The sequence below is a fragment of the Corallococcus praedator genome, assembly GCF_003612125.1.
Classification (GTDB): Bacteria; Myxococcota; Myxococcia; order Myxococcales; family Myxococcaceae; genus Corallococcus; species Corallococcus praedator.
On record NZ_RAWI01000026.1, the window covers coordinates 20,611 to 46,845 of the forward strand.

The window sequence follows — 26,235 nt, forward strand, 5'->3', positions numbered from 1 at the left end:
TCCGGGGCCGGGAAAAATTCACCGGATAAACCCATTCCGGACGTCGGTCGTTTTGAAGGGCACGCCTGCTACTTCCAGTCCGGGAGCCCCAATGTCCGCCTTCTTCTCCAAGCGCCGCGTGTCCTTCCTCAGTGGTGCCCTCCTCTCCGCGAGCCTCGTCGCCGCGTGCTCCACGTCGCGGGCCCCGCCGGAGACGCAGGGGCTGACCCAGGCCGAAGCGCGCCCGTCCCGCGCCAACTACGCGCCCAGGGATGACGCCGCCCCCACGACCCCCGCTCCCGTGGAGGATGAATCCGCCAACAGCGCCGTGGCGCTCGCCGCTCCGCCGCCCCCTGAGAGCGCCGCGCCGGCACCCCAGCGCCGCGCGACGCCGGCCCAGCAGCAGGCGATGGGCAAGGCGATGCCCGCCAAGCCAATGGCGTCCGGGGTGGCGCTGGGCAGCATGGGTGTTGGGCCCGGGGGCGGTGGAGCGATGGCGGTAGCACCCGCCCCCATGGCGGAGAAGTCCAAGAAGGAGATGCAGGCCGAGGACAAGTCCCTGACGGAGGCCGGCAACACCTTCGAGGCCTACAAGCCCAACGCCTTCACCGAGACGACGAAGGACGCGCTGTCCACCTTCGCGGCGGACGTGGACACGGCCTCCTACTCCATGGCGCGGCGCTACCTGCAGAACGGGCAGCTGCCTCCCACCCACGCGGTGCGCGTGGAGGAGTTCGTCAACTACTTCAAGTACCGCTACACGCCGCCGGAGGAAGGCGCCTTCACGGTGCACCTGGAGGGCGCGCCCTCGCCGTTCAACGCGCGGCGCCACTTCGTGCGCGTGGGCGTGCAGGGCAAGGTCGTCTCCCGTTCGCAGCGCAAGCCCGCGCACCTGGTGTTCCTGGTGGACACCAGCGGCTCCATGGCGTCGTCGGACAAGCTGCCGCTGGCGCTGGAGTCCATCAAGATCGCGGTGAAGAACCTCAACGAGAACGACACCGTCGCGCTCGTCACCTACGCGGGCTCCACGAAGGACGTGCTGCCGCCCACGCCCGCCACGGACGTGAAGAAGATCCACGCGGCGCTGGACACCCTGGCCGCGGGCGGCGGCACCGCGATGGGCTCCGGCATGGAGACGGCCTACAAGCACGCGGTGAAGAAGGCGTCCGGCAGCGTGGTGTCCCGCGTGGTGGTGCTCACCGACGGTGACGCCAACATCGGCCCCAACCTGAGCGCCAAGGACATGCTGGCCAGCGTGCAGCGGTACGTGTCCGAGGGCGTCACCCTCACCACGGTGGGCTTCGGCATGGGCAACTACCACGACTCGCTGATGGAGCAGCTGGCCGACAAGGGCAACGGCAACAGCTTCTACGTGGACAGCATGAAGGAGGCGCGCAAGGTGTTCGAGACGCAGCTCACCGGCACGCTGGAGGTCATCGCCAAGGACGTGAAGTTCCAGGTGGAGTTCAACCCGAAGGCCGTCAACCGCTACCGCCTGATGGGCTACGAGAACCGCGACATCGCGGACAAGGACTTCCGCGACGACAAGGTGGACGCCGGTGAGATTGGCGCGGGCCACACCGTGACGGCGCTGTACGAGGTGGAGCTGACGGGCGAGTCGCAGGAGCTGGCCACGGTGCGCATCCGCGCCAAGGCGCCCAACGGCACGGAGGCCAAGGAGCAGGCCTTCCCGCTCACGAACGCCAACATGAAGGCCTCCATGGAGGCCGCGTCGTCCGACTTCCGCTTCGCCGCCGCCGTCGCCGCCACCGCGGACATCCTCCGCGCCGCGCCCGCCGCCGAGGGCTGGAGCCTGGCCACCGCGCAGAAGCTGGCGGAGGGCGCCGTGGGCAGCGACACGGAGCGCACCGAGTTCGTGAAGCTGATTGGCCAGGCCCGCGCGCTCACCAGCGCGTCCGCCCGCGGCCGGTAATCCCCGGGGGAGACACCCAGGGTCATGCAGCAAGGGGGTCCCCGCCCGTCACCGGAATGTTCCGGTGGCGGGCGGGGTCTTTTTCAAGGCTTCAGCGGATGTAGTAGCTGGGCGCCGTGGTGCTGGTGAAGAAGTCCGGGAACGTCGCCGTGTAGCGGGTGCCCGGACGGCCCTGGATGGTTCCCGACATCACACCGTTCACGGTGACGGTCGTGCCGTTCGACTCGATCCAGACGTTGCCCGAGTTGACCTGGCCGTAGGGATAGTCACCCCGGATGTCCGCGTTGCGCACCACGGCGAGCGTGGCCGGATCCACGTGGCTGAACACCAGGTACCGCGCCGCGGAGCCGCTGTAGGAGCTCTGCACCGAGTACGAGAGCGCCACCCCCAGGGCATTGCCCTGCATCGACAGCTTGGGCTCCGTGGAATAGGAGGTGCCCAGCACCACCGTCAGGTCCCCGTAGGGACAGGTGCTGCCAAAGCGGTTGAGCTTGATGTCGTACGTGGGGGGCAGCACGTTCGGCCGATCCAGCGCGTAGAGCGTGAAGTTGCAGCCATGCGCCGTCGCGGTCGCGGGAACCGCGAAGGCCGCCTCCTGCTGTGCCAGCGACGCCTCCTCCACCGGCTCCGGCCCGCCACAGGCGGACACCACAAGAGCCGAACCCAGACACACCGCGCGCGTGAACTTGTTCATTGACAAAACACCTCTCGACTTCGGGGAAGGGTTTGCATCCTAGCAAACACAATCACCGTCGCCAGGGGCGAGAGGATGTCTGTCCTTGACGCAGGGCAGCGCGTGTATGCTGTCGGTATGAACCGACCCTCCTTCTGGAACCCTTCGCTGCTGGTGGCCGTGGCCTCTTTCGCCTGTGGAGCGTGTGGCGACTCCGCCTCCGGGGGCGGCGTGACGCTGGGCGAGGAGCAGAAGGGAATCGCGACCTACTACGACGCCAACGGCAGCGGCAATTGCAGTTACGACAAGGGCGGCGACCTGATGGTGGCGGCGATGAACGCCGACCAGTACGACAACAGCGCCGTCTGCGGCCAGTGCGTGGACATCGTCGGCCCCAAGGGCAACCTGCGCGTGCGCATCGTGGACCAGTGCCCCGACTGTGAGAAGGGCCACCTGGACCTGAGCCGCGAGGCCTTCGAGAAGGTGGCGGAGATGAAGGACGGCCGGGTGGACATCACCTGGACGCCGGTGTCCTGCGACGTCGCCGGCCCGGTGAAGTACCACTTCAAGGAAGGCAGCAATCCCTGGTGGACGGCCATCCAGGTGCGCAACCACCGGCTGCCCATCAAGAAGCTGGAGTGGAAGCGCGGCGGTGACTGGAAGAGCCTGCGGCGCGAGAGCTACAACTACTTCGTCACCGACGATGGCGTGGGCGAAGGCAGCTTCCAGCTGCGCGTCACCGCCAGCGACGGCCAGCAGCTCACCGACACGCTGGAGGAGGTGCTGGACGACAAGTCGGTGGACGGGGCGGAGCAGTTCGCGCCCCCGAAGTAGGCATGCTCCGCCCGCCCGGTCCGGCTTCCCCTACCCCCTGCTGGCGGAAGCGGGCTGGGCATTGGCGCCCGGGATTCGCGCCTCGATCCATTCAACGACGTCGGCGAGGACCTGCTCCTTGCCTTCGTCGTTCAGCAGATCGTGGAAGTAGCCCTCGTAGAGCTTGAGCGTCTTGTCGGACGAGCCCGCATCCCGAAGGAAGCGCTGGCTCCCGCTCGGCTTCGTCACGCGGTCCTCCGTGCCGTGGAGGATGAACACCGGCAGCGTGATGAGCGGGAACTCCCGCTTCAGGCGCTCGTCGGCGCGAACCATCTCCGCCACGGAGTTCGCCGCGTAGTTGATGTGCGGGACCAGCGGGTCGTTCATCATCCGCGCCACGAACGCCGGGTCGCGCGAGAAGTCGGCATCCTTCAGGTTCAGCACGTGCGCATGCGGCGCGATGTGGCTCAAGCCCTTGAGGATCGTGAGCGCGAAGTCCGGTGCCGGCACCTCGTGGGCGAAGCTCTCGCAGATCAAGCCCGTAAGCTCCTTCTGGTTCTCGATGGCGTAGGTGCACGCGACCACGCCGCCCGCGCTGTGCCCGAGCAGGAACACCGGCAGCCCCGGGTTCTTCGCCCGCGCCCGCTCAATGAAGATCTTGAGGTCCGCCACGTAGTCCGCGAACAGGTCCACGTAGTAGCGCTCTCCGTCGGAGCGACCGTGCCCCCGCAGGTCCATGGCGTGCACCGCCAGGCCCCGCGCCGCGAGCTGCCGCGCCGGCCCGTCGTAGAGCCCGCTGTGGGCCTTGAAGCCGTGTTGCAGGATCACCACGGCGCGCGGCGGACCCTCTGACTTCCACGACCGGGCGAAGAGCTGGATGCCGCCTGAACCTTCGAACGTTTCTTCAATCATGCGTGAGCTTTCAGGTGAGAGGAGGTGTTCGCGACGTGAGGCGGATCAACCCTGGATGAACGCCAGCAGGTCCGCGTTGAACTGATCGAGCTGGGTGGCCATCAGGCCGTGCGAGCCGCCCGGGTACACCTTGAGCGTGGCGTTCTTCACCAGCTTGCTGCTGAGCTGCGCCGCCGCGCCCATGGGGACGATCTGATCGTCATCGCCGTGCAGGATGAGCGTGGGCACGTCGAACTTCTTCAGGTCCTCGGTGAAGTCCGTCTCCGAGAACTGCTGGATGCAGTCGAGCGCGGCCTTCAGGCCGACCTGCATGCTCTGCAGCCAGAACTGGTTGCGCAGGCCCTCGCTGACCTTGGAGCCGGGGCGATTGGCTCCGTAGAACGGCGCGCTGAGGTCCTTGTAGAACTGCGAGCGATCGTAGGCGACGCCCTTGCGGATGCCGTCGAACACCTCCAGCGGAAGGCCGCCGGGGTTGCGCTCCGTCTTGAGCATCAGCGGAGGCACGGCACCGATGAGCGCGGCCTTCGCGACGCGGCGGGTGCCATGGCGGCCGATGTAGCGCGTGACCTCGCCACCGCCGGTGGAGTGTCCGACGAGCACGGCGTTCTTGAGGTCGAGCTGGTTGAGCAGCTCCGCGAGATCGTCCGCGTAGGTGTCCATGTTGTTGCCCTGCCAGGGCTGGCTGGAGCGACCATGGCCGCGGCGATCATGGGCGATGGCACGGAAGCCCTTCGACGCGAAGAAGTTCAGCTGCTCGTCCCACGCGTCGGCATTGAGGGGCCAGCCGTGGCTGAAGACCACCGGCTGCCCCTGACCCCAGTCCTTGTAGAAGAGGGTCGTCTTGTCCTGGGTGGTGATCGTGCTCATCGGCGGGTCGCTCCTGGAGGGGGGTGAGGCTTGTCCTCGGAGCCACTTTGCAGTGGACATGCCACACGACCCGCGACGCGATTCCAGGCACTTGGGCGCGGCGCCCCCACGCACCGCTGGCTTCATTCCATCCAACTGCTCAGTTCGAAGCCAGGTCCGGGTCGGAGCCGTCCTCGCCCGAGGGCTCCGTGCCGTTCGGAAACAGGGCTCGAAGCTTCAGCCGCAAGGTCTGGCGTGAGACGCCGAGCGTCCGCGCGGCCTGGCTCTGGTTGCCCTGGGAGGACTCGAGCACGGCGGTGAGCAGGAACCGGTCGAGTTCGTCGTGGGCTTCGGCGTAGAGCTGGGTGGTCTTCAGCGCCAGCCGCTGTTGGATGAAGTCCTCGAGCGCCGGCTGCGCGACGCCCGCACCAGGAGGCCTGACCGGGTTCAGCAGCGAGGGCAGGAACAAGGGCAGCAGCACCGTGCCGCTCGCCTTGAGCAGGGCCTGCTTGAGCACGCTCTGCAGCTCCCGCACGTTCCCCTTCCAGGGATGGGCGGCCAGACGTTCCAGGGTCTCCGGTGCGATCTCCCGGATGTCGCGGCCCAGCTCCGCGCCGAAGCGGCGGACGTAGTGCCGGGCCAGGGTGGCCACATCGTCGCCCCGCTCGCGCAGGGGCGGCAGGTGGATGGAGAACACGCCGAGCCGGTAGAAGAGGTCCGCCCGGAACCGCTCCTGGGCGGACAGCCGCGCGAGGTCCCGATGCGTCGAGGCGATCACCCGCACGTCGGTGTGGATCGTCTCGTTGCCGCCCACGCGCTCGAAGGTGCGCTCCTGCAGGACCCGCAGGATCTTGGCCTGCAACGCGAGCGGCATGTCGCCCACCTCGTCGAGCAGCAACGTCCCCCCGTTGCACTGCTCGAACTTGCCAATGCGCCGACGGTCCGCGCCGGTGAAGGCGCCCTTCTCGTGACCGAACAGCTCGCTTTCGAGCAGATGTTCGGGGATGGCCGCGCAGTTCAGCGCGAGGAAGGGCGCCTTCGAGCGGGCACTGTGCTGGTAGAGCGCCCGCGCGACCAGTTCCTTGCCAGTGCCGCTCTCGCCGGTGAGCAGCACCGTCACGTCCTGAGCGGCCACCCGGCCAATGGATTTGTAGACCTCCAGCATCGCCGGACAACCGCCGATCAGGGAGCCCTCCGCGCGCTCGTCGGGAGGCTCCTCGTTGAGCAGCACCGGGGAGCGCATGCGCCGGGCGACTTCACAGGCCTCGCGAACCGTCTGCCCCAACTGCACGAGGTCGAGGGGCTTGTGGAGGTAGTTGAAGGCGCCATGCTTCATCGCCTCGATGGCGGTGTCCGCCGTCTTGGCCATGGTGATGAAGACGACGGGAATGCGGGCGTCGAGGGCGCGGATCTGCTGATACACCTCCAACCCTGACTGATCCGGCAACATCAGGTCGAGCAGGATGACGTCGGGCGCTTCGCGGCGCACGCTCGCAAGGCCATCCCGACCCGTGCTCGCCCAGCGCACCCGGTGGGCGGGCGCGGGGAACAACTGTCGGACCTGGGCGGGAATGACCGCCGCGTCGTCGTCGATGAGAAGAACATCCGCCATGCGGTGCACCCACGGGGTGTGCGACTACGCAGCCTGCTCGATGTCGGGCATCATCGCGAGCACCCTCCCATGCCTCCAAAAAACCTGTCCGTCGAGGACGATCTTCGCTCCGCGCAACACCTCCTCGGCGTCAGCGACGGGCTGAGCGAACGGCTCCGGTTCGCGCTCCAGGGGTCGACCATCGGCGTCTGGGAAACCCAACTGACGGACGAGAACATCGAGAACGGCCGCCTGTCGGCGGTGAACGTCTGGGAACCGCTCGGCTACCCGGCCGAGGGCCCGCGAACGATGGCGGACCGCCTGGCGCTCTGGCACCCCGACGACGTGGAGCGGGTGAAGCGGGTCACCGCGGCGTACCTGAAGGGTGAAACGCCGGGGTTCGAGGTCGAGGTCCGCGTCCGGCAGCACGACGGCACGTACCGGTGGATCCTCAGTCGGGGCACGGCGCTGCGCGACGCCCAGGGGCGTGCGCATCACTTCCTGGGCGTCAGCATCGACATCACGGATCGCAAGGAGGCCGAGACCGCGCTCGCGCGCAGCCAGGAGCGCTACCGCGCAACGTTCGATCACGCTCCCGCCGGCCTGGTCCACGTGGATCCGCGACATGGGTTGAGGCACTTCAATCGCGCCTACTGCGAGATCACCGGGTACTCCGTCAAAGAGCTCCTGGCCCTCGAACCCACCCAGCTCGCGCACCCCGAGGACCTCGAGCACGCGCTCGGCCATTTCCTGTCGCTGAGCCGGAATGAGATCGCGACCTACAGCATCGAGCACCGGTTCATTCGCAAGGACGGCAGGACGATCTGGATCAGCGTCACGTCCTCACGAGTGCCCACCGACGACGGAGCCGACTCATACATCGTGAGCATCGTGCACGATGTGTCGCGGCGAAAGCAGCTCGAGGAAGAGCTGCGGCAGGCGCGCGCGCTGGCCGAGCACGCCAACCGCGCCAAGGACGAGTTTCTCGCGAACGTCAGCCATGAGATCCGCACCCCGATGAATGCCATCCTCGGGATGACGGAGCTGGTCCTGGACACCCACCTCACCCAGGCCCAGCGTCAGTCGCTCAAGACCGTGAAGTCGGCCACGGGCAACCTGCTGGGGATCATCAACGACCTGCTCGACTTCTCGAAGATCGAAGCCGGCAAGCTGGCCCTGGATGCGGCGGACTTCGGCCTGCGCTCCGCCATCGGTGACACGCTGCGAGCGCTCGCCGTCCGCGCGCATCGCAAGGGGATCGAACTCGTCTGCAACGTGCACGCGGACGTCCCCGACGCGCTGGTCGGTGATGCGGGGCGTCTGCGGCAGATCGTCATCAACCTCGTGGGCAATGCCATCAAGTTCACCGCCCAGGGGGAGGTGGTGATGCAGGTGGAGGTCGCGAGCGAATCCGCCGAGCAGGTCGCGCTGCGGTTCTCCGTGCGCGACACCGGCATCGGCATCTCCACCGACAAGCAGACCGCCATCTTCCGCGCCTTCGAGCAGGAAGACGCCTCCACCAGCAGGAAGTACGGCGGGACCGGCCTGGGCCTCACCATCGCCGCGCGGTTGATTGGACTGATGGAGGGCGACATCGGGGTGGAGAGCGAACCAGGCCGCGGAAGCACCTTCACGTTCACCGCGCGCTTCGGACGGCATTCGGCGCCGACGGACCCTCCCCTGCCCCGACCGCTGCCGCTGCTGCGAGGCCTGCGGGTGCTCGTGGTGGACGACAACGCGGTGAACCGGCGCATCGTCGAGGAGTGGCTGCGCGCCTGGCGGATGGAGCCCACCGGGGTCGGTGACGGCATCGCGGCGATGGATGCACTCTGGCACGGCGTGGCGACGGGGCGACCGTACGCGCTGGCGCTGCTGGACTTCAGGATGCCGGACATCGACGGATTGAGCCTCGCGGCGAAGATTCGCGAGCGCTCCGAGCTGGCCGGCAGTCGCATCGTGCTGCTCACCTCCGCGGATCGACCTGGAGAGGCCGGCCGGATGCGCGAGCTGAAGATTGAAGCGCACCTGCTCAAGCCCGTGCCCCAGGACGAGCTGCTGGAGACCCTGCACCACGTCCTGGGCAGCGCCCCCACGGCGCCCGTGGTGGACGCGCCTTCCCCGGTGACTTCGAGCGCCACGGAAGTCCCCGCTTCGCCCGCCCGCCCCTTGCGCATCCTCATCGCCGAGGACGACGACTTCGGTGCGCAGCTCCTCCGTCAGTTGCTGACCCGGCGCGGTCACGACGTGCACTCCGCCACCAGCGGCTTCGAAGCGCTGAAGCGGCTCGAAGCGGACGCCTACGACCTGCTGCTCCTGGATCTCCACATGCCGGAGCTGGACGGGTTCGAGGTCATCCGGAGCATCCGTCAGCGCGAACAGTCGACGGGCGCGCACCTGCCGGTGGTGGCGGTGACGGCCCGCTCACGCCGGCAGGATCGCGAGCGCTGTCTGGCCGCGGGCATGGACGACTTCCTGACCAAGCCCATCATCGCCAACGACCTCTGGGCGGTGCTCGAGCGCTTGGACCGCCGTCGAGCGCTCCGCCAGCTCCTGGATGCGCCGGTCCTGCTGTCGGCGTGCGGGGAAGACGCTCCGCTGCTCACGAAGCTCTGCGATGCGCTCATCGCGCGCCTGCCCGTCGACCTCGCCTCGCTCGACGAGGCGATCCGCCACGGTGACGCGCATCGGCTGCGTCAGTGCGCGCACAAGCTCTCCGGAGTGCTGGCGACCTTTTCCAGCCTCGCGGGTGACCTCGCCTCCCAGATCGAGGACCGCGCGGAGGAGGGGCTTCCCCAGGAGGCCGCGCCGCTGGCCGCGCGGCTCCAGGCACTCTCGGGGGACCTGTTGATCGCCGTGCGGGGGCTGACCGTCAACGAGCTTCGCGGCGAATGAGCCGGGCCCCGACCGTCGTACGCCATGGGGGCGGTGTCCCCACGGCGCACGGGGCCCGCGCTAACGCCGCAGCATGCCGCGCAGCAGCTCCAGCGCTTCGGTGATGCCCTGCCACACCTGGAGGGCCTTGATGCCCTCCCCTTCGCCCTGCACGTTGCGGCGGGCAGCGCGCTCCAGCGGCAGGAGCGCCCCTTCCACCAGCTCAATCTGCCGGCTCAGCTCCGCCGGAGACGGACCGCTCGCCGCGCGCTGGAGCGACTCGGCCGGGGACTGCGCCGGCATGGACACGGACACCGGCCGGTCCGCCAGGGCGGTGATGGCGTGGGAGAGCTGCGCCAGGTACGGCCCGAAGTCGGGGGCCGGCGCGGCCAGCGGCACATTGCGCAGGGTGGGCGCCTCGGACGCGGTCGCCACGCGCTCCGTCAGGGCCTTGAGCAGCTGGGCCAGGTGCTTGAGGTACGGGGCCAGGTCCGTCGCCGGAGCGGACGGGACGACCACCGGGGCCGGGGCCACCGGCGGCGGCTTCGCGGCCGTCTCGCGACCCACGCGGGCGACCTCCAGGACGGCCTCGCGCAGGGCCTCCAGGTGCGGGGCCACCTCCACCAGGGGGTCCACGTCGGGGGCACTGCCCGCCTGCGCGGCGGCCTGGACCACGGCGTCGCGCACCGCGCCCAGCTGCTCCTCGATGGCGCCCAGCTGACCGGTGACGCGCGCCACGGGGTCGTCCTCCTTGCCCCCCATGCGCTTCACGCGGGCGAAGCCCTGCTTGATCTCCTCCCAGCGCTTCGCCTTCTCCGGCGTCAGGCGTCCGCGCATCTCCGCCAGCTTGAGCAGGTTCTGCTCCGCGGCGGTGGTGAGCGTCTGGGATTCGCCCTGGTAGTGGTCGTCGATGCGGCGCTCCAGCTCGTCGTCCGTCATCGCGGAGACGACCTTCTCCGCCATCTTGCCCATGTTGCGGTAGCTGCCCTGCAACTTGAACGGCGGCTCCGTGCGGAAGCGCTCGTCCTGCGCGGCGGAGGCGATGTACTGGAGGTTCACCTTGAGCAGCACCTGCTGCACGCGGAACAGCCGCTGGAAGACGGCGACAATCTCCTGGAGCTCCGCCGCCGCGTAGCCGTGCTTCAGCTCGCCGGAAGGGACATCCTCCCCCTTCGCCATCCGGATGAGGCGGTGCACGTCCTGCGGGTCGCGCGTGGCCAGCGGCGCCAGCACCGGGTTGGAGGTGAGCGCGTTCTCCAGGTAGCTGAGCGCGAACAGCTCTTCCTTGCCATCCAGGATGTCGCCCAGGTTGTACGTGTCCGCGCGGTTGGCGAGCATGTCCGGGATGCGGAAGCGCTCACCCGTCTCCGTGTACGGGTTGCCGGCCATCACCACGCAGAACTTCTTGCCGCGCAAATCGTACGTGCGCGTCTGGCCATTCCAGACACCCTCCACGCGGCGCTGGCCGTCGCACAGGGAGATGAACTTCTGGAGCAGCTCCGGATCCGTGTGCTGGATGTCGTCGAGGTAGAGCATCACGTTGTTGCCCATCTCGAAGGACAGGTTGATGCGCTCCACCTCCTGCCGCGCGGTGGCGTTGGGCGCCTCCGACGGATCCAACGACTTCACGGAGTGGCCCAGCGCCGGTCCGTTCACCTTCACGAAGGTGAGGCCCAGGCGGCTGGCCACGTACTCCATCAGCGTCGTCTTGCCGTAGCCGGGCGGCGACATGAGCAGCAGCATGCCCATGCGGTCCGTGCGCTTGCCCTCGCCCGCCGCGCCCAGCTGCTTGGCCAGGTTGGCGCCGATGAGCGGCAGGTACACCTCGTCGATGAGCCGGTTGCGCACGAAGCTCGTGAGCACCTTGGGCGTCAGCTCCTCCAGCCGCAGCTTGCGCCGCTCCTTGTCCAGCAGGTCGCGCAGGTACGCGCGGTAGGCCATGTACGCGGGCACGCGCACCTGACGGAACTCGCCCAGCCGGGACAGGAACTCATCCAGGCGCAGCGGCAGCTTGCGGTCCTGCACGCGCGGGTGGCTGCCCAAGAGGCCCGTGGCCTCCGAGGACGTGATGGCGCCCGCCGTCTCGCGGTCCAGCTTGCGCTCGGTGATGAGCACCACCGCCGTCTCCAGCGACACGTAGGCCGCGTCGCCCGCGCCCCCCTCGCGCTTCGCGAGGAACGCGTCCACCCAGGCCCGCGCGATGCGCAGGCGCTCCGGCAGGTTCTTCTCCAGGCCGCGCAGGTCCTCGTCGAACGCGGTGCGCGAGCCGTGCCGGTCCAGGTGCGCGAGGAAGGCGTCCTTCACCGCCAGGGCCTCGCGGCTGGTGGTGAAGCGGGGGTTCGCCACCGCCAGCTCCTCCACGAGGTAGCGGCCCGCCTGCCGTCCTTCCGCGGGCGACGCCGCGAGCCCATGGCCCTTGAGGAACGCGAGCACCTGTTCGCCCAGCTCATCGCCCAGGGCCACCAGGTCCGACGACGTGTCGAACGCCTGGCGAAGCCGCGCGAGGCTCTGCGCGCGCCGGTGGAACACACCCCGGAGCGTGTCGTCCGTGTCGAACGCCCAGTAGAGCGCGGCCCATGCGCGAGGCACCGGGGCGAAGCGCAGCAGGCCCGCGCCCTGATGCAGCGCGAGCAGCTTCTCCAGGAGCGACACCGCGTCCGCGTCGTGCACGCCGCGCTCGTAGCCCTCGTCGAAGCGGTCCGCCGAGTATGCCCGCACCCGCTCCAGCAGCTGTCCCTGCGCGCCGGCCTCGTACAGCGCCGCGAGCGTCAGGCCGCCCTTGCCCTCTTCCGCGTCCAGCAGCAGCGCCGCGGCCAGGTACTCCGAGCGGTAGACATCGCGCGTCTCGGAGACGAGGTGCTGCTCCCACAGCTCCCGGTACTTGAGCAGCTCCGGGTCCTCCAGCTTCTGCGTGTAGTCGGAGCCGGTGAGCTGCAGGTACAGCGCGCCGTCGCGCGGCACCAGCGTCAGGTCCAGGGGCTGCGTGTTGACGTGGAAGCGGTAGGGCCCCAGCTTGATGAGGCCCTCGCCGCCCTCGAACAGGTCCTGCCGGTCGCGCAGGGCGCGCAGGGCGTCCTGCTTGGCGGACTTCACCCGCGACATCACCTCGTCCGAGCGCACGCTGTCCTGCAGCGCCAGGAGCTGCTCGGCCAGCTGCCGCAGCTTGAGGATCATCGCGTCGGACGCGAAGTAGGCGTTGAGTTCGTCGTCCGCCTTGAACGCCTTCGCCCGCCGCTGCACGCCCTGGAGGATGCGCTCCGCGGCGCTGAAGAGGCCGGACGCGCGGCGCTGGCGCTCGTCCACCAGCGACTGCTTGCGCGCGCCGAAGGCCTCCAGCAGCTCCTCGCGCTTCTGGGTGATCTGCCCCAGGAACTCGTCGAACTCGCCGAAGCGGCCCTCCAGTTCCTCCAGCATCACGGTGAGCCGCGACAGCGCCTCGTCGCACTTCTCCGGAGCATCCGCCTGGGACAGCGCGTTCTCGATGCTCTGACCCAGCAGCTTGAACTGCGCGCCGAACTCCGCGCGCTTCTCCCGGCTGCTCAGCTCCTTGCGCCGCGCCTGGAGCCCCGCGCGCACGCGGTTCAGGCGGCTGAACAATTCGGAGATGCCCTCCAGGATGCGGGCGCGCGCCAGCGGGTCGCCCACCTGGAGTCCACCCACCACCTCGCCCAGCACCTCCAGGCCCTGGCCGGTGCGCTCCACGTCCTCCACCAGCGGCGCCAGCTCCGCCGTCGTGGTGACGGGCTCCAGCCGCTCCAGCAGGCCGTCCAGCCGGGTGGCCAGCGGTTGGAGCGCTTCGCCCTTCTGGAGGAAGTCCACGCACGCGGTGCTCACGGCGTCGGACGCGGCCACCACCGCCTGCTCCAGGGCGTCCACGCGCCCCAGGTCCATGTAGCGGATGTCCTTCAGGGTGATGAGGTGCCCGCGGTGCCGGCGCAGGTCCGCCAGCGCCCGCATGAAGCCCTCCGCGTCGGTGAGCCCCTCCGGCTGGGACTGGAGCAGGAGCGTGTCCTGCGCCGTCACCGCCTGCGCGAGCGACTCCTCCGCGCGCTTGCGCATCGCGAGGACCTTCTCGAACTCATCGATGATGAGCTCGGAGGTGCGCCGCAAGAGTTCAATGGGCTCCTGGAGCCCGACCTCCGCGTGGTTCAGCCAGTAGTACGCGTCCAGCGCCCGCGTGGCCGCGGACACCAGGTCCTCGTACGTGCGGCGGGTGGGCTTGTCCGTCTTCGCCACGCGCGGCAGCGTCAGGGCGTCGCTGATGCCGCGCACCAGCTCCGCGTTGCCCACCTTGCCCAGGTAGCCCGGCGCGGGGGGCAGCTGCGCCGCGTGCTCGTCGGAGACGAACGGCGTCTGCCACACCTGCATGGGGTGCACGCGCGTGGGCTCCTGCGACGTGGCGCGGAACACCACCAGCCCACCGTCCGCGAAGAGGCTCATGCCGTTGGAGACAAGGGGCGTCTGCACCTCCTTGCGCACTAGGTTGTACGGGAACAGCACGTAGCTGCCCTCGTCCCGGCGGTGGAAGACGTAGAGCACGTCCTCCCCGTTGGGCGAGCGCACCGCGTGGTGGAACTCCATCTGCTCCGACGCGCCGTCGAAGACCTTGTAGTCGCCCGTCTGGAGGTAGTAGCCGCCCGGGAAGACGATGCCCTGGTCCTCCGGCAGCCGCACGCAGGACTGCCCGATGGCGTCGATGCGCACCACGTGCTGGGTGCGCGCGTTGAAGACGAGGTAGCGGTGCGCCTTCTCCCGGAACGGGAGCACGCGCAGCAGGATGAGGCCGCCCACCTGTGTCCAGGCGAACTCCGCGTCATCCAGCGATTGATCCGGGTCGTCCACCGGCTCGCTGTAGATGCCCAGGCCGGTGGTGGTGTTGTCCTCGACCTTGATGGTGAGGTCGCCCTTCACCGTCTCCACGAAGACCTGATCCAGCACGTTGACGTGCGGGTGCTGGCCCAGCACGTACTGCTCGCGCGTGGCCACCGTCCACTCGAAGTCGTGCGACGGCGGGAAGACGTGGTCGCGCTCGCCCTGGTTGTCGACGTAGGTGGCGCGGCCCTCCACGTCCACGTTGAAGCGGAAGACCTTGAGGTCGCGCGCGGACTGGCCCGTCTGGAACACGGCCAGCAGGCGCGAGTCCCGCCGGCGCAGCTGCAACAGCTTCGCGTCCTTGTAGTACTTGTACAGCTCGCCGAAGTCCTTCACGAACCGGGGGTCCGCGAGGAAGCCGCCGGCCTCCGTGGAGGGCACGGCGGACAGGTCGAAGCCCTCGGCCGTCTTCTCGAAGCGGTGCAGCGAGAAGACGTCCGAGACGACCGTCTCCTTCTTCAGGCCGATGAAGACGTTGTAGCCGAAGAGGAGGTACTTCCCGACGCTGACGATGTCGCGCGGGACGCAGTTGTTCTCCGTGCGCACCCGCTCGTTGCCGATGACGGTGAGTTCCGTGCCACCGAAGAGCGCCTTGCGCCGGGCGTTGAGGTCGTTCGCCTGGGTCGCCAGTGCGTCCGCCTGGGAGTGGAGGCGCGCACGGATGACCTCGTAGCTGCCGCCCTCCAGCGTCGCCTCGCCCCCGGGCACAGGGGTGCCCGGGGTCTTGCCGCTGTCAGTTGCCATGGATGTTCACCGAAAAGGGATGCGGTTCGCGGATGCGCCGGACGGAAGGCCCTTGAGGGCTAGCCCTGCTTCTCGAGGAGGGCCGCGGCCTCCGTCTGCACGAGCGCCTTGATTCCGGCGGCCGTGGAGGCGGTGGGGCTCAGGGACATCCGGTTGAGCAGCGCGGCGACGGCCAGGTTCTGCGCGTCGTTGCTGAGACCCGGCTTGGAGAGGATCTCCTTCAGGTCCGCAGGCAGGTCCTTCTCACCGTTGAGGTAGCCGCCGAGCGTCTTCTTCAGCGCCTCGCTGTGATCCAACGCGCCGTCCACGGAGCTGCCGAAGGAGACGGCCTTGATGAAGTTCTCGAAGAACTTCCCGTCGCCGCCGACGATCTGGAACTTCGCGTTGCCGAAGGCCTGACCCAGCACCTGGGCCTGCGCCTGGGCAATGTCCTTGCGCACGTTGATGGCCGCCAGCTCCACGTCGCGCTCCTTGTTGAGGCGCAGGCGGTACTCCTCGTGCTCGCGACCCACGCCGTCCAGGGCCTTCATCGCGGTGGCCTTCTCCGACAGGCCCCGCGCCTCGGCCATCAGCTTCTCCTGGATGGCGGCGGCCTCGGCGAGCAGCTTCTCGCGCATGGCGAACGCCTCCGCCTCGCCGCGCTTGTGGATGGCGCCGGCTTCCGCCTCCTGCACGCGGGCCTGGGCCATGCCCTTCTCCTCCATACCGGAGGCCTCGGCGAGCAGCTTCTCGCGCGTGGCGGAGGCCTGCGCCTGGCCCTGCTTCTGGATGACGGAGGCCTCGGCCTCCTTCACGCGCACCTGCGCCATGCCCAGCTTCTCGGTCGCGACCGCGTCGGCTTCACGCACGCGCACGTTGGCGAGCCCCGCCGCGGCGGACTCGGCCTGGATGCCCTCGGCCAGGCGCATCTTCGCCTTGGCCGACTTGTCCGCGGCCTCCAGGTCCGCCTCCGCGAGGGTCAGCTTCTCCTTGGCGAGGAAGACGGCGATCTTCGCGCTCGCGTCCGCGGCCTGGATGTCCTTGACGGACGCCTCTTCCGCGTGCGCCTGGGCGGCGATGATGATGGCGTCCTTGTTGCGCTTGGCCTCCGACGTCACGCGCAGGTCCTTGATGTTCTCCTCTTCCTGGGCGACGGTCTTCTCCACCGCGATGCGGGCGCGCACCACGTCGGCGATGGCCTTCTTCTCGCCTTCGAGCGCCTTCTCCTTGGAGATGCGCTGCAGCTCCGTCTCGCGCTCGCGGTTGATGGCTTCCAGGGCGCGGTCCTTCTCCACGCGCTCGGTCTCCACGCCCACCACGCGCTCGCGGTTCTTCTGCGCCACCTGCACCTGGCGCGTCTTGTTCTCCTCGTTGATGGCGATCTCTTCTTCGGCCTTGATGCGCGCGAGCTGCGCCTTGGCGAACTCCTCGCTCTTCACGCGGTCGGCCTCGGCCGTCTCACGCGCCTGGATGCTGTCGATCTCCCGGCGCTGCTTGGCGGCCGCCTCTTCACGCTGACGCTGCAGGGCGAAGATGGCCTCGTCGGCTTCCACGTCGCGCTTCGTCACCGCCATGCGCTCGGACTGGCGCAGCTCGTTGGTGAAGACGTTCTGCTCGGTGGTGAGCTGGGTGATCTTCCGGATGCCCTGGGCGTCCAGGATGTTGTCCTTGTCGAGCATCTCCACCGGGGTCTGCTCGAGGAAGTCGATGGCGCAGTCCTCCAGCATGTAGCCGTTGAGGTCGCGGCCGATGGTGCCGACCACCTTGTCCTTGATCTCATCGCGCTTGGTGTAGAGCTGCTCGAAGTCGAAGCTCTTGCCCACCGTCTTGAGGGCCTCGGAGAACTTGGCCTCGAAGAGGTTCTCCAACGTCTCCTGGTCGCTGGCGCGCACGCAGCCGATGGACTGGGCGACCTTGAGCACGTCCTCGCGGGTCTTGTTCACGCGCACGAAGAAGGTGACCTTGATGTCCGCCCGGATGTTGTCCTGGCAGATGAGGCCTTCCTTGCCGCGACGGTCGATCTCCACCGTCTTCAGCGAGATGTCCATCACCTCCGCGCGGTGGACGATGGGGAGGACGACGGCGCCGGTGAACGTCACCGTGGGCTCCGTCTTCATCGTGTTGACGATGAGCACCTTGCCCTGATCCACCTGGCGGTAGAACTTCGCCACGCTGACGAAGATGCCGAAGAGGATGATGACGCCGCCGCCGATGATTGCTGCCAGGCTGATGGGATCCATGGCCTTCCTGTGAAGTCGTTGGGCGGGCCTTGTTCCAAGCACTCGGGGTCCCCCGCGAAAGCCACCCGGTGCCGATTGTCGCGCCCGTCCGGAAGGCCCGGAGGACGCCAATGTTCATCGCTGCGAGCGGGCCCTCGCGACGGCCGCTGCCTTGAGCGGATCGCGAAGCTGCTCCATTTCCTGCGGCAGGAGCCAGTCCACCGGCTCCACCTCGTAGACACCGCGCTCGGCGTCGTAGCCGAGGATCAACGCCGGCTCGCCCCGCTTGAGCTGGTTGGGCTTGTCACAGACGACGTTGAGGATGAGGCCCGCGGCCCCGTCATTGAAGGTCGCGTGGCCGTCGCGCGCGTTCACGCTGCCACTGGAGATGCTGCACACGCGGCCCATCAGGGCCTCGCGGCCCGGGGCCTTCTTGGCGATGAAGATGGGCCGCAGGGGCCGCACCGCGAGTCCGGCCACCCCCGTACCCACCGCGAAGCAGCCCAGGCCCAGGCCCGTGCTGATGAGCCAGGAGGGCAGCATGGAGAGCGCGCCGTGCGCCATCTGGCCGGTCAGCAGGGACAGCGACCAGGACAGGAACACCACCAGGCTCACCGACACGGTGATGGGGATGCCCCCGAAGCCCAGCGCCGCGAGCAGGCCGGTGGCGGCCTCCGCGTCATGCGCGTGCGAGTGTCCGCCGTGGCCATGCCCCGAGACGGCCTTCGCGCCGCCCTCCAGGAGCCCCGACGTGGCCTTGGCCCCGCCCTCGAACGCGCCACTCACCGCCTTGGCGCCGCCTTCCAGGTCGATGTGGGCGTCACCGTCCAGCATGTCGATGCCCGCCGCGCCGATGATCACGCAGAGCCAATAGGCCAGCACCACCCCGAGGAAGGCGGTGAAGATCGCGGTCGGAAACGCCACCAGGGCGTCGAGGAAGGTCGTCATGCCTCGGGAATACGTTGGGAGTTTGGAGTCGCAAGTGAGTGTAAGCGACTGCACCCGTATCCGAAAATGCCACCCGGGGCTTTTCCACCTGTCTGGAGGGCATGCAGCCAGGAGCCGCGCGGGATTGCCGGTCGGCGGCGGGCTGCGCACTACAGGGTGAGCCCGGGCGTCCAGGTGTCCTGGAGCCCCCGGCCCCTGGGATGGTCTTGATGCCCTCCAACCTCGCTGTCTTGGAAACAGAGCGGACTTCCAGTGGCCCGCGGGCCTCCCGCGGCCTGACGCAGTTGGAGCGGCTGCGCCGGGATGGGCTGCGCCGGTTGGGGACGATGAAGCGGGGCTTCCGCTACGTGGATGCGAACGGCCGCGCGGTGTCCCAGGCGGAGCGCGAGCGCATCGAGGCGTTGAAGCTGCCCCCGGCGTGGACGGAGGTGGCCATCGCGACGAAGGCGTCCGCGCGGCTCCAGGCGGTGGGACGGGATGGTGCGGGCCGCTGGCAGTACCGCTACAGCGAGGCGCATACGCAGCGGCAGCAGTCGGTGAAGTTCCAGCGCATCGTGGGCTTCGCGCGGGCGCTGCCGAAGATGCGGCGGCAGGTGAACAAGGATCTGCGCAAGCGGGGGCTGGTCCGAGAGCGGGTGCTCGCGGGAATGCTGCGCATCCTGGGCACGTGCTTCATCCGCCCGGGCAGCCAGCGCTACGCGGAGGAGCACGGCAGCTTCGGGCTGGCCACGTTGAGGGCGCGCCACGTGAAGGTGACGGGCGACACGGTGGTGTTCGACTACCCGGGCAAGTCGGGCGTGCGCCAGCACCGGGAGCTCAAGGACCGCCGCGTGGCCACGCTCGTACGGCAGTTGCTGAAGGTGCGCGGGCGCGACGTCTTCAAGTTCGTGGTGGACGACGGCGCGGTGGTGGACGTGCGGCGCCGTCACCTCAACGAGTACATCCAGCAGGTGATGGGGCCCGGCTACAGCGCGAAGGACTTCCGCACCTGGGCCGGAACGCTCATCTGCGCGTGCGCGCTGGCCAGGACCCGCGAGCACGAGAAGCGCGAAGGCGACGCCGGGCCCGTGAAGAAGACCATCCTGAAGAAGACCATGGTGGCCGCGGTGCGCGAGGCCTCCGAACACCTGGGCAACACACCCGCCGTCGCCAGGGCGTCGTACATCTACCCGTCGGTGCTCGCCCTCTTCGAGCGGGGCCAGGTGGTGGACCGCTACTTCAAGTCCGTGGACGAGCTGGCGGCGCACGCGGGCGAGGGCATGCACTGTTCGGAGAAGGCCCTGCTCCACATGCTGGGCCGGGCCAAGGGATGCGTGGAGCAGGCGGCGATGTAGCGGGCACCTGACTCCGGACTCCGAGCTTGGGGACAGGGGGCCCGCCCGGAAGGGAGGCGACCGGGGCGGGACCATTCTCGCGGAAGCGGGAAGGCGTTAGCGTCCTGCCCGTGCCCGAGTACGTCACCCACCGCGACGCCCTGCCCCGCGCCGAACTGGAGTCCCTGAGGGACGCCCTGCTCGGTTCGCGCTTCGTCGCGCGCAGTCCGCTGATGGGCACCTTCCGCGCGAGCCGGGGCTTCTCGTTCATTTTCACGCAGGCGGGCCGCGCGACCTTGGAGGAGCGCTTCCCATTCCTGTCCGCGTACCTGCGCTGCATCCTGGATGGCGACAGCGCCCGGGAGCTGGTGCCGCGAACACGATGGCGCTGGTTCGGGGCCCGCGCCGCCGCGCAGCGTCCCAATGCCTTCTACCTGAACCTGTTGCTGCTGGACGCGGGGACGCCGGTGGGGCGCCACATCGACGCGACGTTGCAGGAGCCCAGTGGCCTGCGGCACGCGACGCCCGCGCACGTGAGCGTGCTCTACCTGCGCGTGCCCCCCGAAGCGCGCGGCGGAGCACTGCGGCTGTTCCGCGACAACGAGGCCAAGGGCGATGTGGCGCCCGAGCCGGGCCTGCTGGTCCACTTCCGGGGCGACCTCGCGCACGAGGTGCAACCCTTCACGGGCGGCCCCGAAGGCGCGCTGCGGGCAAGCCTCGTGTGCGAGCAGTACGCGTTCACGAACCGGGTCCTCGCGCGCATCCCCGAGTTCCGCATCCAGTCCAAGGCGGGCTTCTCCGCCTACCTGGAGGCCCAGCGGGAGCGCGACGGCGCCTCACCTTCCGTGGGGACCCTGGAAGAATGAGATGACACCGCAGGCCCGGAGCCCCGTCCTGGGGGCATCCGAGCACACTGGCAGGGCTCCGCTTGCGCGCGCCGTGCACCGTAACGACTGTTCCAGTTCACCCCTTGCGAGGGAGCACGGACATGGCTGGAAAGAAGCTGCAGGAGGGTTACGGCGGCACCAGCGAGCAGCGTCAGCGGCACCTCGAGAACGACAACTTTTCCGAACGCGCGCCCCGAAGTCCTGAGGAATTGGAGGAGGTGCGCAGCGAACCGGAACAAGACGGCCACCGGGTGGTGACGCTCAACCCGCTGGAGTCCGAGCCTCCCGACGAGAACCGATAGTCGCCAGATGCGAGCCTGCTAGGTTGCGCGCCCGCGATGAGCCAAAGCCTCACCCTGCTGGCCGGTCCCGACGCCCTGCGCATCCTCCGTGAACGCGGTCTGCGCGCGGAGGATGTGCACATCCTTCCCGGTGCTTCGGGTGGACCGAAGTGGCTGGCGCTGGAGGGCATCGACCGGGTGCTGTTCGGGGAACTCCTCCGGCAGCCTCGCACCCGGCCCCTGCACCTCATCGGCAGCTCCATCGGGAGCTGGCGTCTGGCGTGTCTGGCGCAGAAGGATCCGGTGGCCGCGCTGAAGCGTTTCGCGGACGCGTACCTGGATCAACGCTATCCGCCCAAGCCGCCGCCGTCGCTCGTCAGCGAGACGAGTGCCCAGGTCCTCGAAGCGCTCCTGGGGCCGGACGGCGCGGAGGAGATCCTCACCCATCCGTGGGCCCGGCTCCATGTCGTGACGACCCGGTGCAAGGGGCTGCTGGCGGTGGAGCAGTCCGGGGCGCAGCTCACGGGCTTCGTGCTGGGGGCGCTGGCGAACGCGGTGAGCCGTCGGACGTTGGGACTCCAGATGCAGCGCGTGCTCTTCCACACGGCCGGGGATACGAGCCCGTTCGCGGGGCTCAAGGACCTGCCGTCGGTGCATTGCGCCCTGACGCGGGACAACCTGCGCCCTGCCCTGCTGGCCTCCGGCTCCATCCCCCTGGTGATCGCGGGCGTCCACGACATCCCGGGTGCGCCTCCGGGCACGTACCGGGATGGAGGCGTCGTCGACTACCACCTGGACGTGGACTACGGCGCGGGCGAGGGGTTGGTGCTCTACCCGCACTTCTATCCGTACGTGGTGCCCGGCTGGTTCGACAAGTCCCTGAAGTGGCGCCGCGCAGGACCGCTCAACTTCCGCCGCGCGCTGATCATCGCGCCCTCGCCCGCGCACCTGGAGCGACTGCCCGGCAAGCGCATCCCCGACCGCGTCGACTTCACCCGCCTGAAGGACGACGAGCGCATCCGGGCGTGGAAGCAGGTGCTGACGGAAGGGGAACGGATGGGCGACGAGCTGCGCGAGCTGATTGCATCGGGTCGCATCGCAGATCACGTCCAGCCGCTGTAGCCAGCGCTCAGGGCGACAGCCACGCGCGGAGCGCGGCGTAGACCTCCGGGTGGTTGAGCAGGTCCAGGTGGTTCGCGCGCAGGATGATCCGCTGATTCGCTTCCGGGAATCGCAGCGTCAGCTCCGGCTGGAGGTGCCGTCCGAGCGCACTGGCCACCGGCACCAAGCCGTCGCCGGGAAGCCGCTCCGATTCTTCCTGCGCGGAGGTCGCGGCGACCGCGTAGCACTCCACGCCGTCGGGCAGGGCGAGCTTGCGACGGACATCACCGCCCCAGCCGAAGCGCTCCCGCCCTTCCCAGTGTTCATCCAGCACGTTGCCGAAGCGCAGGTCCGTGACGCCAGCTCCCCGGATCCGTCCGAGCCGCGCGAACGGAGCGCTGTAGGGGCTGATGCCGAGCAGCACGTCGATCCAGCTCCCACCGCGCTCCAGCGGCGAACCGTGGTGCGGGGTGCCAAGACAGACGAGCTTGCGCAGCCGGTGCCGCCAGCCATGCCCCCGCGCCTCTGCGGCGAGGCACGCGCTCCGGGACACGAGGCCCCCCATGCTGTGGCCGATGAGCGTCAGCTCCTCCAGCGGCACGGGCCACGCGGACACGAGTTCCTCCAGCAGCTCCGAGAACGCACGGCCGTTGCGGGAGATGTGCAGCCCGCTGTTGTAGTGGAGATAGACCGCCGTGTACCCGAGCTCCCGCGCCAGCGCCTCCCCATGGTCGTGCCCGAGCCGGTTCCACTGCAGATCATTCATCGAGGAGCCGTGCACCAGCACGAGCAACCGGCTCCCGGCCCCCGGAAGCGCGGCACGCAAGGCGGCTGGCTCCAGGGACAGGCGCTGACCACGGATCCGGAACGCCATCGGAATGGCGAGCGGATTTCCGCCCTCGTGGAGCGCATCCCCCAGCACGCCGTTCAGCGCGGCGACCACCGCCTCCCGCTGCGGCCCGGGCACGCTGTCTCCCAGCCAGGGCGCAAGCTGCGTGATGACGGCGTCGATCCCCGCGCCGACCTGCTGCGTGACGCCCTGAAGCGTCGCGTAGACGAGCCCCGTCAGGGCGCGCACGGGCCGCTCCAGGGGCTTGCCGAGAATCGCGGGGCCGCTGGCGATGGTGCAGTGCATCTCCTGCACGATTCCGATCACGCCCTGGGCAGCCTGCACCGCGAGCCGGCTGGCACCGCGCAAGGCCTCCGCGTTCTTCCGCGCACCACGAAGGGACTGGCTCGTCATGGATTCACTCCCCACGTAACACCGTCCGCCGATGACCTACCCAACCGTAACCTACCGGCGAGTAGGTCGCACGTCAACGCAAGCCCCGGCGTGCAACCGTCGACGAGCGGACGCACGGCCGAGCCCCCACAAAGGCGAGCGGATTCAGGGCGTGAAGGAGAGAGCAGCCAGGAACCCGGAGGCTCACCGGCAGGCCCGTGCGTGGGCGGAAACCCAGACGCTGAAAACAGAAAGGGCCCCAGTCTTTCGACTGGGGCCCTTTCCAGAGTTGCGGGGGCAGGATTTGAACCTGCGACCTTCGGGTTATGAGCCCGACGAGCTACCAGGCTGCTCCACCCCGCGTCACCGTGCTGCGCTTTTGCTTCTACATTTGAACACCAGGGGTCTGGTCTTTCATTTCAACCAGACCCCTGGCTTTTCAAGTTGCGGGGGCAGGATTTGAACCTGCGACCTTCGGGTTATGAGCCCGACGAGCTACCAGGCTGCTCCACCCCGCGGCGAGAACGAGAGGGTAAGTACATCTGCCTCTCGCGACCGTCAACTCTATTCTCGGCGCCCTTCCGCATTGTCGCGAGCGAGCGCCGAGAACGAGTGACGCACTACTTGCCCAGCTTGCTCAGCAGATCCGCGAAGGTGCCGAAGCCCTTCTTGCCCGAGCCCACCGGCTTCTGCGTCTTCTGCCACGCCTCGACCTCGGCGCGCTCCTCGGCGCGGATGGCGCCAGGGATGGACAGGCGGATCTTCCCGGCGGGATCCATGTCGATGATCGCCACCTTCAGCTCCTGCCCGATGGAGAAGTGCTTGCGCATGTCCGTGCCGCGGTCGGTGCCCGTCTCGCTGGCCGGGATGAGGCCCTTGCCGCCCGGGAACGCGAGGAACACGCCGTAGGGCTCCAGCCGATCCACCTTGCCGGTGACGACGTCGCCCACCTTGGGACGCGGCGCCGCGGGCTGCGCGGGCTTCGCCTCCGTGGCCGCCTTCGCCGGACGCTCCTCGGCAGGACGCTGCGCCTCCTCCTCGGAGATGCGGCGCAGGCCGATGCGCTTGTCGTTGGGGTCGATCTTCTCGATGGACACCCAGATGACTTCGCCTTCCTTCACCGCGTCACGCGGGTGCGCGATGCGACGGTCGCTCAGCGCGGAGATGTGCACCAGGCCATCCACGCCCGGGCGCAGCTCCACGAACGCGCCGAACGGCTGCAGCCGGACGACCTTGCCCTGCAGGCGGTCGCCTTCGTGCAGCTCCTCCAGCGCCTTCTTGAACGGATCCTCCTGGCTGGAGCGCAGCGAGAGCGTGATGCGCTCCTTCTGCTTCGCCTTGTCGGAGGAGTTCGGCTGGCCCTCCTCCATGCGGATGATCTCCACCTCCACGTCGTCGCCCTGCTTCACGACCTCGCTGGGGTGACCCACGCGCGTGTAGGACAGCTCGGAGACGGGGATCATGCCCTCCACGCCGCCCAGGTCCACGAACACGCCGAAGTCGCGCACGCCAGAGACCTTGCCCTTGACCGTCTTGCCCACGGCCAGGTTCTTGCGCGTCTCCGTCGCCAGCTTGCGCTGCTCGTCCTCCAGCAGCGACCGGCGCGACAGCACCACGTTGCGGTCCCGGACCTCGGTGACGCGGAACTGGAGCTTCTCGCCGATGAACTGATCCGGCTTCTCCACGAAGCGGATGTCCAGCTGGCTGATGGGGCAGAACGCGCGCATGTCGCCGATGGCGACTTCCACGCCGCCCTTGTTCACGCTGAGCACCATGCCCTCGACGGGCATGCCGGAGGCGCGGGCCTCGGCCAGCATCGCCATGGACGCGTTGCCCTTGGCGAGCGCGCGGCTGAGCAGGATGCCGCGGGCACCCATCTCCACCACGTGCGCATCCAGGCGGTCACCCACGCCGAAGCGCAGGATGCCCTCGTCGTCCTTGAGCTCGCGCAGCTCGATCATCGCCTCGGACTTGCCGGAGCCGTCCAGCGACACGAACGCGGTGTCCGCGCCCAGCTGGAAGATGGTGCCGGAGACCTTCTCGCCCAGGCGCACGCCGCGCCGGCCAGGAGCGCCACCGTCCTTGACCTGCGCCTCGAACATGTCGGCGAAGGACTCGGACTCCTGGACCTCCTCGTAGAGGGGGCTGGAGGGCGCCGGCGTCACCGGACGCGGCGTCGGGGTGGGCGTCGGCGTGGCCGCGGAGGCCTGCGCCTCAGCGCCCGTCTGCTCCGCCGTCGCGGTCGCGTCGGTGGGCTTGTCACCCTCCAGCGCGCGCGTCTCGATGGAGCCGGAGGCCCGCTTCACGACCACCATGGGGCCGGACGGACGACGCTCACCGCCGCCACCTCCCCGTCCCGCACCGCCGCCGCCACCACCGCCGGGGCGTCCACCGCGAGGTGCACCCGCATCGCCGCCCTGGGGACGAGGCTGCGGCGACTGTGCATCGCGCGCCCCACGCTCCCGTCCCGGACCGCGCTGCTCGTCGCGGCCTCCGCCGCCACGGCCACCGCCGCGCTCGTTGCCCTGGCCCCCCGAAGGGATGCCCAGCATCACGTCGCCAAACGTGGCCTTCGGCTTCTTGGGACCGAAACCGCCAGGACCGCCCGAATTACCGCCGCTCTTCTCGTCGCTCACTGCCGAGACCTTCCGTTGACGATTTCGACCCCGGACTCCCGTGAAGTCAGGGCCTCTTGAAAAAGGCGGCGCACATTACACGTGCGCCATGTCGGGAGGAAGCCGCATACCGACCTCCCCCTCACAATGGGCCTCCTATCGCAACCGAAAGGGGCCTGTCCTGCATTCCGTTTGCTTTCCCAAGCATCGCCTGGAAGGCAGCCGTCCCACCGTGCGCCGCGCCGCGTCTAGCGGACGAGCTTCAGCTTCCGGCCCACCTTGCGGAAGACAGCGCCCGCCTCGGGAATGCCCAGCGCGGCGGCCACAGCGAAGTAGACGAGTCCGAAGGGAACCGCCACCGCCAACAGCCCCACGACGGGGTGCAGGTGCGGCGGCACCAGCACCGTGCCCCCCCACCTGTCTCTTATACACCTCT

Annotated in this window: 17 protein-coding genes, 2 tRNA genes and 1 pseudogene; 7 read left to right on the top strand and 13 right to left on the bottom strand. The window is 69.0% G+C overall.

Going from position 1 to position 26,235, the window contains the following annotated elements; genetic code table 11:
• Positions 1–91: 91 nt before the first annotated feature.
• Positions 92–1,912: a vWA domain-containing protein gene (locus tag D7Y13_RS05580; RefSeq protein ID WP_120583089.1), complete on the top strand. Its 1,821-nt coding sequence runs from the start codon at positions 92–94 to the stop codon at positions 1,910–1,912.
• Positions 1,913–2,003: 91 nt separating this feature from the next.
• On the opposite strand, the gene D7Y13_RS05585 is transcribed toward D7Y13_RS05580, so the two are convergent.
• The gene (locus D7Y13_RS05585; RefSeq protein ID WP_120583090.1) at positions 2,004–2,606 is read right to left on the bottom strand and encodes a hypothetical protein; all 603 of its coding nucleotides are present in this window, start codon (positions 2,604–2,606) and stop codon (positions 2,004–2,006) included.
• Between the two features lie 117 nt (positions 2,607–2,723).
• Between D7Y13_RS05585 and D7Y13_RS05590 the strand changes: the two genes are divergently transcribed.
• On the top strand, positions 2,724–3,419 hold the full coding sequence (locus D7Y13_RS05590; RefSeq protein WP_120530987.1) for an expansin EXLX1 family cellulose-binding protein: 696 nt from the start codon (positions 2,724–2,726) through the stop codon (positions 3,417–3,419).
• Positions 3,420–3,449: 30 nt separating this feature from the next.
• Here D7Y13_RS05590 and D7Y13_RS05595 read toward each other — a convergent pair whose 3' ends face one another.
• The 3 genes from D7Y13_RS05595 to D7Y13_RS05605 all read right to left on the bottom strand — a co-directional run bounded on the left by D7Y13_RS05595 (position 3,450) and on the right by D7Y13_RS05605 (position 6,768).
• On the bottom strand, positions 3,450–4,310 hold the full coding sequence (locus D7Y13_RS05595; RefSeq protein WP_120530988.1) for an alpha/beta hydrolase: 861 nt from the start codon (positions 4,308–4,310) through the stop codon (positions 3,450–3,452).
• Between the two features lie 45 nt (positions 4,311–4,355).
• Positions 4,356–5,177, bottom strand: coding sequence for an alpha/beta fold hydrolase (locus D7Y13_RS05600; RefSeq protein WP_120583091.1), 822 nt, complete (start codon positions 5,175–5,177; stop codon positions 4,356–4,358).
• 139 nt (positions 5,178–5,316) lie between these two features.
• A complete protein-coding gene (locus D7Y13_RS05605) occupies positions 5,317–6,768 on the bottom strand; it encodes a sigma-54-dependent transcriptional regulator (RefSeq protein WP_120530990.1) in 1,452 nt (483 codons plus the stop codon).
• 69 nt (positions 6,769–6,837) lie between these two features.
• Here D7Y13_RS05605 and D7Y13_RS05610 point away from each other — a divergent pair, with 69 nt between their 5' ends.
• Positions 6,838–9,639, top strand: coding sequence for a hybrid sensor histidine kinase/response regulator (locus D7Y13_RS05610; RefSeq protein ID WP_120583092.1), 2,802 nt, complete (start codon positions 6,838–6,840; stop codon positions 9,637–9,639).
• 60 nt (positions 9,640–9,699) lie between these two features.
• Here the strand turns inward: D7Y13_RS05610 and D7Y13_RS05615 are convergent, their stop codons facing one another.
• The 3 genes from D7Y13_RS05615 to D7Y13_RS05625 form a co-directional block, all read right to left on the bottom strand.
• Positions 9,700–15,234, bottom strand: a complete 5,535-nt coding sequence (locus D7Y13_RS05615) for a DNA repair ATPase (protein ID WP_120583093.1) — start codon at positions 15,232–15,234, stop codon at positions 9,700–9,702.
• A gap of 59 nt (positions 15,235–15,293) precedes the next feature.
• On the bottom strand, positions 15,294–17,453 hold the full coding sequence (locus tag D7Y13_RS05620; protein WP_120535717.1) for a flotillin family protein: 2,160 nt from the start codon (positions 17,451–17,453) through the stop codon (positions 15,294–15,296).
• A 114-nt stretch (positions 17,454–17,567) separates the two neighbouring features.
• Complete coding sequence (locus tag D7Y13_RS05625; protein ID WP_120535716.1) at positions 17,568–18,380, bottom strand: hypothetical protein; 813 nt, start codon at positions 18,378–18,380, stop codon at positions 17,568–17,570.
• A gap of 209 nt (positions 18,381–18,589) precedes the next feature.
• Between D7Y13_RS05625 and D7Y13_RS05630 the strand changes: the two genes are divergently transcribed.
• The 4 genes from D7Y13_RS05630 (at position 18,590) to D7Y13_RS05645 (ending at position 21,983) form a co-directional block, all read left to right on the top strand.
• Positions 18,590–19,714, top strand: coding sequence for a DNA topoisomerase IB (locus tag D7Y13_RS05630; protein ID WP_233595427.1), 1,125 nt, complete (start codon positions 18,590–18,592; stop codon positions 19,712–19,714).
• Positions 19,715–19,824: 110 nt separating this feature from the next.
• A complete protein-coding gene (locus D7Y13_RS05635) occupies positions 19,825–20,559 on the top strand; it encodes a 2OG-Fe(II) oxygenase (protein WP_120535715.1) in 735 nt (244 codons plus the stop codon).
• A 122-nt stretch (positions 20,560–20,681) separates the two neighbouring features.
• On the top strand, positions 20,682–20,882 hold the full coding sequence (locus D7Y13_RS05640; protein ID WP_120535714.1) for a hypothetical protein: 201 nt from the start codon (positions 20,682–20,684) through the stop codon (positions 20,880–20,882).
• 36 nt (positions 20,883–20,918) lie between these two features.
• A complete protein-coding gene (locus D7Y13_RS05645) occupies positions 20,919–21,983 on the top strand; it encodes a patatin-like phospholipase family protein (RefSeq protein WP_120535713.1) in 1,065 nt (354 codons plus the stop codon).
• Positions 21,984–21,990: 7 nt separating this feature from the next.
• Here the strand turns inward: D7Y13_RS05645 and D7Y13_RS05650 are convergent, their stop codons facing one another.
• The 6 genes and pseudogenes from D7Y13_RS05650 to D7Y13_RS05670 form a co-directional block, all read right to left on the bottom strand.
• Positions 21,991–23,205 (bottom strand): esterase/lipase family protein, encoded by a 1,215-nt coding sequence (locus tag D7Y13_RS05650; protein WP_120535712.1) that lies wholly within the window; start codon positions 23,203–23,205, stop codon positions 21,991–21,993.
• Positions 23,206–23,473: 268 nt separating this feature from the next.
• Positions 23,474–23,547, bottom strand: a tRNA-Met gene (locus D7Y13_RS05655).
• Between the two features lie 81 nt (positions 23,548–23,628).
• Positions 23,629–23,702, bottom strand: a tRNA-Met gene (locus D7Y13_RS05660).
• Positions 23,703–23,804: 102 nt separating this feature from the next.
• Positions 23,805–25,499 (bottom strand): S1 RNA-binding domain-containing protein, encoded by a 1,695-nt coding sequence (locus D7Y13_RS05665; protein WP_233595428.1) that lies wholly within the window; start codon positions 25,497–25,499, stop codon positions 23,805–23,807.
• Positions 25,487–25,693, bottom strand: coding sequence for a hypothetical protein (locus D7Y13_RS47755; RefSeq protein WP_233595429.1), 207 nt, complete (start codon positions 25,691–25,693; stop codon positions 25,487–25,489). Before D7Y13_RS47755 ends, D7Y13_RS05665 begins: the two co-directional genes overlap by 13 nt.
• A gap of 354 nt (positions 25,694–26,047) precedes the next feature.
• A pseudogene (locus D7Y13_RS05670) lies at positions 26,048–26,235 on the bottom strand (murein biosynthesis integral membrane protein MurJ); the annotation flags it as partial.